Raw genomic sequence first — 8,119 nt, 5'->3', positions numbered from 1 at the left:
CTACGGGGAGCTGATGTTCAATGATCAAAGCCAGCTCTTTTTCCTGCTCAGGGGTCAATCGACGTGGGGCGCCAGGTGAGTATTTCATCTCCAGTCCATCAAGACCGCGCTGGGCGTAGGCATGAATATAGTTATAAATAGTTTTCTTGGATCGACCAATAATCGTTGCGATTTCTCCTTTGGTATATCCCTGCAAATGAAGATAAATCGCTTGGTAGCGTTCATATGCTCGTTTACTTTTTGCTTCTTTCATGGCAGTGGACAACTTTTCGATCTCGTCTTTGTGATTTGGCATCATAGTTTTCTCTCCGTTCCCCTATTTTCTCTTTGTATTTATTCGCCGTGGAACGGGAGAAAACCTTTATTTCAATTTATATAGAAGGTTTTTTCTTTGACAGTGATGGTAAGCCGAACAAAGTTGAAGTAATGCAAAATCAAACGAGCTTGCAATACGATGATATGGACACGTTAATGCCGCTACCTCTGCACCTTGCACAAAAGGCAAAAGAATATGCTAAGATGGTGTTGTAGAACGAACAGACGGGAAACAGTGAAAGGAATGGTGCGCATGAATATACAGAAAATTGTTCAGCGGCTTTCTCGTGACGAATTGTTGGAGCTTGTGTTGAACTTAATTCGATCGGACAAGCGTGTTCAAGAATGGGTGCTTGATTTTTTGGAACGAAATGGGTGCTTGACAGCCAAAGAAACGGCACAAAAACATAACCGCGAATATCGGGAGAAATTTGCGGAAGCAATCGGTATTATTAAGGAATTTAATATGTATGGTGGTGGACCTGAGGAAGAAGAAGACATTGTTTACGAACATATGGAAACAATCCTCGCGCTCCTTCAAGACGGACATCTTCCTGAAGGCGCTAGAGAAGAAATGATTCATGCGTTAATGGAGCAATATTTAGAAGGTAACTCAGGATTTGAGGATGCGATATGGGAATGGATCGAGCAAATCGCTTCTACTGAAACACATTGGCGCACGATCGTCGATTATTTAGAATCATTGGGGGATAGATACTATCAGTCGCTCATATTAGATATTTATCGCTACAAGCTTGATGATGCGCATACATATGAACAAAGACGGGCTCAGCAGCTTCGCTATGGAAGCGATTATGTCGAATATGCTTTATTTTTAGAGGAAAAAGGCGATCGGGATAAAGCATTGGAAATTGCGGAGAAGGGACTGAAAGAGGGAGAAGGGGCGCTAGACGGCTTGTATGCCTATTTGTTCAAGCGGTACGATGAAATGGGAGAGAAGGAAAAAGCACTTCAATTATTGAAACAACACTTTTTCCATCGTCCTTCTTATGAGCTGTATCAACAAGCGATTGTATACGCACCGCCAAACCAAAAAGAAACAGTGAAACAAGAATTGTACGATTGGCTCGAAAGCCATCCTGTGCACGCTTTCCTCAAAGCGAAAATTGACTACAGCGAAGGAAATAGCGAAGCGCTGCTTCACTATGTGACAAAACGTTCGCGTGCTTTTGATTATTCCAGCCCATCAACATATGAACGGTATTTGAACAAGCACTATCCACTTGAAATGATTGCATACTATAAACGAATCGTCGAAGCGTTACTTGCGGAAAGAAAGCGTTCCGCCTATCGACGCGCCATTGTGTTTATTAAAGAAATCGAGCATGTATACACGAACATTCTCAAAGAGCCGAACAAATGGGACTTCTATTTTCAAAGTTTTATCGTGCCGCATCAACATCGTCTCCCTGCCTTTTTAGATGAGTGGAAGAAGCATTGGGATTAGGATTAGAAAGTGGTTGCTAAGGCGGTGCATATTCGCACCGCCTATTTTTGTCCAACAATTGCTTTCGTAAACTCAGTAAAGTCTGTTAAATGGCTGTCGAGTATTTTTTGTAAAATGGTCAAATTCAGTTCTTGATAGTCATGCACGGCGATATTGCGAAATCCGACCATCGCTTTCATTTTTTGCGATAGGGATGGAGAGATGATGCCGTGTTGTTCTAAAAGAGTAAAAGCATCTCGGCTTGTTTGTGGAAGTCCGAGCTTTTTTTGCGCGACGATGTGCATTGCTAAGTCAATGCTCGCTTCACACGCTCGTTGAAGATTGAGGACAATGGAATCTTGCTTTGTGTAGTTCTCCAAATGTTTTGGATTGTTTTCGTATTCTTCCTGAATACGCTTCAGACACCGTTCAACCACACTTACTTTATTTAAGATGACATCATTAATCATAAACCGACCCACTTTCAGCAATGTTTCGCAAAATTTCTGCTCGTTCTTCGTTTAGCTTCGCATACATTTTCAGAATTCGCCATTCGTACTCCGCTTTTTTTTGTTCGTCTGCACAATAGATGACTTTGCCGCTACTGACGATTTGTGCTTGAAAAACGGTGCTCGCTTGCTTTAAATCGATGAGGTCAACGTCTCGTTGTAATCGCTCTGCCGATTGTTGTGCAAGCATAAAGCGTTCATAATGATCCAACGATCGTTTATCGCTTAAGAAAGCAATATCTATATCGCTATCGGGACGAACGTGTCCTGTTGCTGCTGAGCCGAACAAATAAATAACATATGGGGAGACTGCATCTTTTAACATTTCGACTATGATTTGTTCCATTTGTTCCGTCATGCCACCATTCCTCCTATTTCCAATTATATTATTTTCGTTTGTGCCTGTCACCTGTCGAAGCCGTAGTGGAAGCGATCCGCGCGTTATTGGCAGAAAAGCCTGTCGGCAATGACATTTGGATCGCGCTCGTATGGTGTTTAGGTATTCTCATTGTTGCGTATACAACTGCAATGCGCGTCTACAGACGAAAAATGGCGTGAGGATAGGGCAAGCAGATGATTTGAAGTGAGAAAGATATGTTCGTTACAATAAGGAAGAAAATTCCCTCCGATCTGGAGGACAAAACCGAGGTGTGACGATGAAAATTGAAGTATGGTCCGATTTTGTTTGTCCGTTTTGCTATATCGGCAAGCGGCGGTTAGAAGAGGCGCTTTCGTCTTTTCCGCATCGGGAGAATGTCGAGGTCGTCTTCCGTAGTTTTGAACTTGATCCGCATGCAAAAAAAGAAACGCCATTTAGCATTCACGAAATGATTGCGCAAAAATACGGCATTTCCGTAGAAGAAGCGAAGCGGGCAAACGCCGATATTGGCAAGCAAGCGGAGGCGCTTGGTCTTACGTTCCGTTTTGAGACGATGAAACCGACCAATACGTTTGATGCCCACCGTCTCGCGCAATATGCGAAGGAAAAAGGGAAGCTTGATGAAGTAGTAGAGCGGCTGTTTTACGCCTATTTTACCGAATCGAAGCGAATTAGCGACCGCAACGTGCTACTGGAGCTTGCCGAAGCAGCAGGGCTTGATCGGAAAGAGGCGGAAGCGGTGCTTGATAGCGAACGTTATGCCGAACACGTGCGAAACGAGGAAGCGATAGCGGCTCAACTCGGCGTCCGCGGTGTACCGTTTTTCGTGCTCAATCAAAAATATGCGATTTCTGGCGCTCAGCCCGTCGATGTATTCCGCCAAGCATTAGAAAAAGTATGGGCAGAAGAACAGCAGTCCTCATCGCTACAATTGCTTGCGGAAAAAGGAAAAACGTGCACGGACGAAAATTGCGCTATCGACTAAATTCAAGCAAATAAAAAGCCGGCTAGGGAATGATGAAGTGACCCAGTAAAATGGGACAAGGAAAAAACACCTCCTGAATCGAATGTATAACTCACTTCGATTTGTGGAGGTGTTTGTCTTATGGGGACAAGAGTTCATTATCCAGAGGAGATCAAGTGGAAAGCTATCGAGATGAAACAAGCAGGGTATACCAACCGAGAAATTATGGAGACGTTAGGGATTAAAAATAAGACGCAGATCAAGACATGGATGAGATGGTATAAAAATGGCGAAACTCATCGGTTTTCTCAGCCTGTAGGGAAGCAATATGTATGGGGGAAAGGGGCACAGGAATTAAATGAAATGGAACAGCTCAAAATGCAAAACCGTCAGCTAGAAGCACAATTGGAAATCTTAAAAAAGTACAAGGAACTCGAGAGGAGATGGTGCCAGAAGTAGTGGTCCAAGTTGTAAGAGAGTTAAAAGACAGATATCCTGTTACCCTTATCTGTTCTTGTTTAGGAATTCCAAGATCGACATATTATCGATGGGAAAAGAAATGGGAAGAGTTCATGATGGAATCAGAGTTAGAACGGTTGATTCAAGAAATTTGTGTAAAGAATCATTATCGTTATGGTCATCGCAAGGTAAGAGAAGTCCTACGGCTTAAATATGGAATCAAGTTGAATCGCAAAACCGTACAAAAAATCATGCAAAAACGGAATCTTCAATGCCGTGTGAAGAAAAAACGTCAAAACTGGATCAATGGAGAAAGTAAAATCATCGTACCGAATCGTTTAAACCGTGATTTTACGGCTTCTCAACTAAATGAAAAGTGGGTAACGGATATCACTTATTTGCCGTTTGGTACTTCGATGCTTTACTTGTCAACCATTATGGATTTATACAATAATGAGATTATTGCCTATCAAATCAGCGACCGACAGGATGTTCAGCTAGTGTTAAAGACACTAGAAATGGCCGTAAAAGAGCGACAACCAAAACAAGTGTTACTCCATAGCGATCAAGGGGCGGTCTATACGTCTTATGCTTTTCAACATTTAGCCAAAGAAAAAGGCATTACCACGAGCATGTCCCGCAAAGGAAACTGCCATGATAATGCAGTAATAGAATCGTTTCATTCTTCATTAAAGGCTGAAACATTCTATTCACAAGAAAAACAAAATCTCACTAACTCTATTGTAAAACAAATGGTTCAGAATTACATCTATTATTATAATCAAATTCGAATTCAGGCCAAATTAAACTACCTGTCTCCTATTGAGTTCAGGAAACAGGCAGCATAGGTGTTTTTTCTGTGTCTCAAATAGGTGGGTCAGTCCAGAATCCTGACCGGCTTTATCTTATTCCACATCATCCATATGCAAGATGGAATTAAGCGAAATTGCTAAATCTGGATACAAAAAAGACGTTAAAACATCTTTCGGGCCGAATACTGCGCGTTTTTGAAACCGCCCGTCTTCTAAGCCGATGACTTCAATCGTCCGATTGCTTGGGTCGACCATCCAAACCTACCGGACGTGTTTTACTCGCTTGCGGATTTTGGATTCGACCAGTTTTTTGGTTCCTGGATGAGCCGCCCGCTCCTCACGGAAGCTGTGCTTTGATTTCTTCCATTTGCGCGAGGTGGCGCTGTTCATGATAGCCGACAAATTCCACCCATTGCTTCAAATTCAGTGACCCAAAAATTGGATGCGAGAACGATTTGGCTTCCAAGTCAGCCGGGTTGGCTTGCTCCGTGATTTGGCGCAACCGCTGCCGCGATTGATGCAATTTTTCTTCCAGTTCGTGTCGAGTGAAAAAGCGGTCGCTCGGGCGGGCGAAATCAGGCGCCTCCACTTTTTTCGAACGGTCAACGGTCAAGTGGATCGGTTTCTCCTCGACCGGTTGGCTCTCGCCATGCTTTAATGTATGGGCGATCATGGCTGCGATCGATGTTTCGATTAAGTACAGGTGTTCGAGCACTTGGGCAATCGTCCAACTTCCGTCCGCCACTCGGGTGTTCAGCTGTTCGTCCGACAGCCCGGAAACGCTTTTGATCAGCTGTTGGCGCACTTGCTCATTATGATCCATCATGTTTCCCTCATTTCGATGTAGATTTGGTTTCATCGTATCATAAGGAAGATCAACTGTAAAGCCGTTTTGTGTTCGCCGTGATCATGGTTTTGACTTGTTCGATATCTCGGCCATAGTGTGCCGCCACGGCTCGCGCGGAGTCCAATTGGGATCGGTGCCTGTCACCGCCCAGGGGTGCCGCTGTTTTGGCCGTTTTCGTCCAAGCGGTGGAAAGTGCCGCTCTATCGGACGGGAAAAGGGATGGAGAAAGCATTAGTTGGCATCGCTTGGATCGCATTCGTCTATTTTGGCGTCAACGGCTTGTTTCACGAATGGTGGCGGTCATGGTTGTCGATGTGGTAACGGCGTCCGATCAAAAAAAAGGAAAAAAGAGGTGAGGTGGCGAATATAGTGAGAGGAACGGATTTGACTAGATAAGGGGGAGAGGAAGATGAGCGAACAATATCCGGTGCTCTCGGGCGCCGAGCCGTTTTACGCCGAAAACGGGCCGGTCGGGGTGCTGCTCGTGCACGGATTCACCGGCACGCCCCACAGCATGCGTCCGCTCGCTGAAGCGTATGCGAAAGCCGGCTATACCGTTTGCCTGCCGCGCTTAAAAGGGCACGGAACGCATTACGAAGACATGGAACGGACGACATTCCACGATTGGGTCGCCTCGGTCGAAGAAGGATATGGATGGCTGAAACAACGATGCCAAACCATTTTTGTCACCGGGCTGTCGATGGGCGGGACGCTCACGCTTTATTTGGCGGAACATCACCCAGACATCTGCGGCATCGTGCCGATTAACGCCGCTGTCGACATCCCGGCCATCGCCGCCGGGATGACGGGCGGGGGCGAGCTGCCGAGGTATCTGGATTCGATCGGTTCGGACTTGAAAAATCCGGATGTGAAAGAGCTGGCATACGAGAAAACGCCGACCGCTTCGCTTCTTCAGCTGACTAGGCTGATGGCACAGACAAAAGCGAAACTCGATCGCATCGTCTGTCCGGCGTTGATTTTTGTCTCCGACGAAGATCACGTCGTGCCGCCGGGAAACGCCGACATCATCTTTCAAGGCATTTCATCGACGGAGAAAGAGATCGTCTGCCTCCGAAACAGCTACCATGTGGCGACGCTCGATTACGATCAACCGATGATTATTGAACGGTCTCTCGAATTTTTCGCCAAGCACGCCGGATAAAACGAATCGGTATATGGCTGATCCTGTTCAAAGGAGAGGCCATTTTTTGTTTGTCGGTATTTTTGTGAAAAAATATGTGGCTGTTTTGCCGGGCTTGTTCTACACTTATAAATAGCTGGAAAAAGAATAAGGGAGTTTTCTTTGTATGAATCATATCAAACCGATCGCATTGCTCGTTGAAGAAAAACGAATCGTGGATGCCCTTGCCCAGGTGCGGCCGCTCATGGCTTCGTGGGACGAGATCGAACCGTTTCGGACGCTTGTCCGCCTGTTCGACTACGCGCTTCATCGGTGCCTGTCACCGCCCGAAGTATGTCGAAAAGCTCTGCGGAGAGAAATCTCTGTAGGGCTTTTCTTTTGTCTTCCTTTTCTTTGATTAAAAAGAAAAAAGGCAAAGCGACAATGGCTTTCCCCTGAAATGGATGTGGATGATATCTAGTCATCTGAGACTTTAATCAAAACTTCTTCTCTTTTCCGTTTTATTCGTTTCCAAAGATATGGTCCAGCGAAGAATAAACGCTTTGTAACTATTCAGCCACATGATCAAGTGGGCTGAATTTAAACAGTTGGAATTTATTTTATCTTTTAATCACTCTCTCCCTTCAAAAATTAAATTTTCAACCTAAAAAACGGTTCATCCTCCCACTTTTTCACCCCATTTGTCATAAAAATTTTCCGCAAAATTCAATTTTCTACTTTTGCATTTCCCTTATTTCCCGATTTTAATCAAATTGTCCCTTATATTCTACGAAAGGATGATTTGTGTGCAATACCTCGATTTAAAAATGGATTTTATGTTTAAACAACTGTTCGGCCACCCAAGCAGAAAGTCAATCACGATGGCGTTTTTAAATGCGTTGCTACATCGGACTGGAGATGATCGCACCATCGACGTACAGTTTGAAAACACCGAACTAACGAAAGAAACAGAAGACGGTAAGACTGGACGGTTAGATGTCATCGTTCGCACAAACCGCGGCGAGCGCATTCACGTTGAAATTCAAATCATCCCACAATACGGTATGCCCGAACGGCTATTGTATTACTGGGCAAGGTTGTTTTCATCTTCACTATCGAAAGGAGAACGGTACGACATCCTCCCTCCAACGATTATGATCGCCATCTTAAATTATCCCCTTTTCCCACATGAAACAGATCGCTTCCATACCGTTTTTCACATTCGTGAAGACGAAGAACAGTTTCTTTGGAGCCATCACCTTGAATT

General features: G+C 44.6%; 13 protein-coding genes. 8 read left to right on the top strand and 5 right to left on the bottom strand.

Annotated elements, in window-relative coordinates; all coding sequences use genetic code 11:
* A partial coding sequence (locus tag LH47_RS13485) for a helix-turn-helix domain-containing protein (RefSeq protein ID WP_043964842.1) occupies positions 1 to 298 on the bottom strand: 298 nt, incomplete at its 3' end.
* Positions 299 to 568: 270 nt separating this feature from the next.
* Here LH47_RS13485 and LH47_RS13480 point away from each other — a divergent pair.
* Entirely contained in the window at positions 569 to 1,783 is a 1,215-nt protein-coding gene (locus tag LH47_RS13480) for a hypothetical protein (RefSeq protein ID WP_043968374.1), read from the top strand.
* Between the two features lie 41 nt (positions 1,784 to 1,824).
* On the opposite strand, the gene hepT is transcribed toward LH47_RS13480, so the two are convergent.
* Positions 1,825 to 2,232: a type VII toxin-antitoxin system HepT family RNase toxin gene (gene hepT / locus LH47_RS13475; protein WP_042896001.1), complete on the bottom strand. Its 408-nt coding sequence runs from the start codon at positions 2,230 to 2,232 to the stop codon at positions 1,825 to 1,827.
* Positions 2,225 to 2,629, bottom strand: coding sequence for a type VII toxin-antitoxin system MntA family adenylyltransferase antitoxin (mntA, locus tag LH47_RS13470; protein ID WP_043968371.1), 405 nt, complete (start codon positions 2,627 to 2,629; stop codon positions 2,225 to 2,227). The genes hepT and mntA overlap by 8 nt, the downstream gene beginning before the upstream one ends.
* A gap of 65 nt (positions 2,630 to 2,694) precedes the next feature.
* Here mntA and LH47_RS15585 point away from each other — a divergent pair, with 65 nt between their 5' ends.
* The 3 genes from LH47_RS15585 (at position 2,695) to LH47_RS13455 (ending at position 4,921) form a co-directional block, all read left to right on the top strand.
* Entirely contained in the window at positions 2,695 to 2,829 is a 135-nt protein-coding gene (locus tag LH47_RS15585) for a hypothetical protein (RefSeq protein ID WP_407637168.1), read from the top strand.
* 98 nt (positions 2,830 to 2,927) lie between these two features.
* Positions 2,928 to 3,635, top strand: coding sequence for a DsbA family oxidoreductase (locus tag LH47_RS13465; protein WP_042896010.1), 708 nt, complete (start codon positions 2,928 to 2,930; stop codon positions 3,633 to 3,635).
* Between the two features lie 120 nt (positions 3,636 to 3,755).
* Positions 3,756 to 4,921 (top strand): IS3 family transposase gene (locus tag LH47_RS13455; protein ID WP_152619630.1). Its coding sequence is split into 2 segments (ribosomal slippage): positions 3,756 to 4,032 and positions 4,032 to 4,921, totalling 1,167 coding nucleotides; the frame shifts between segments, so codons are not numbered across the junction.
* Between the two features lie 57 nt (positions 4,922 to 4,978).
* Here the strand turns inward: LH47_RS13455 and LH47_RS13450 are convergent.
* Positions 4,979 to 5,140, bottom strand: coding sequence for a hypothetical protein (locus LH47_RS13450; RefSeq protein WP_235341157.1), 162 nt, complete (start codon positions 5,138 to 5,140; stop codon positions 4,979 to 4,981).
* An 82-nt stretch (positions 5,141 to 5,222) separates the two neighbouring features.
* A complete protein-coding gene (locus tag LH47_RS13445) occupies positions 5,223 to 5,711 on the bottom strand; it encodes a DinB family protein (protein WP_084221347.1) in 489 nt (162 codons plus the stop codon).
* Between the two features lie 185 nt (positions 5,712 to 5,896).
* Between LH47_RS13445 and LH47_RS16175 the strand changes: the two genes are divergently transcribed.
* The 4 genes from LH47_RS16175 to LH47_RS13425 form a co-directional block, all read left to right on the top strand.
* On the top strand, positions 5,897 to 6,088 hold the full coding sequence (locus LH47_RS16175; RefSeq protein ID WP_043968363.1) for a hypothetical protein: 192 nt from the start codon (positions 5,897 to 5,899) through the stop codon (positions 6,086 to 6,088).
* A gap of 53 nt (positions 6,089 to 6,141) precedes the next feature.
* On the top strand, positions 6,142 to 6,894 hold the full coding sequence (locus LH47_RS13435) for an alpha/beta hydrolase (RefSeq protein WP_043968362.1): 753 nt from the start codon (positions 6,142 to 6,144) through the stop codon (positions 6,892 to 6,894).
* 145 nt (positions 6,895 to 7,039) lie between these two features.
* Positions 7,040 to 7,270 (top strand): hypothetical protein, encoded by a 231-nt coding sequence (locus tag LH47_RS13430; protein ID WP_043968360.1) that lies wholly within the window; start codon positions 7,040 to 7,042, stop codon positions 7,268 to 7,270.
* Positions 7,271 to 7,658: 388 nt separating this feature from the next.
* Positions 7,659 to 8,119: Rpn family recombination-promoting nuclease/putative transposase (locus LH47_RS13425; protein ID WP_152619629.1), on the top strand; the 461-nt coding region annotated here is incomplete at its 3' end.

Source organism: Anoxybacillus thermarum (genome assembly GCF_000836725.1).
GTDB lineage: Bacteria > Bacillota > Bacilli > Bacillales > Anoxybacillaceae > Anoxybacillus > Anoxybacillus thermarum.
The sequence above is the reverse complement of the archived record's forward strand: the minus strand, read 5'-3'. Positions and strand labels throughout refer to the sequence as shown.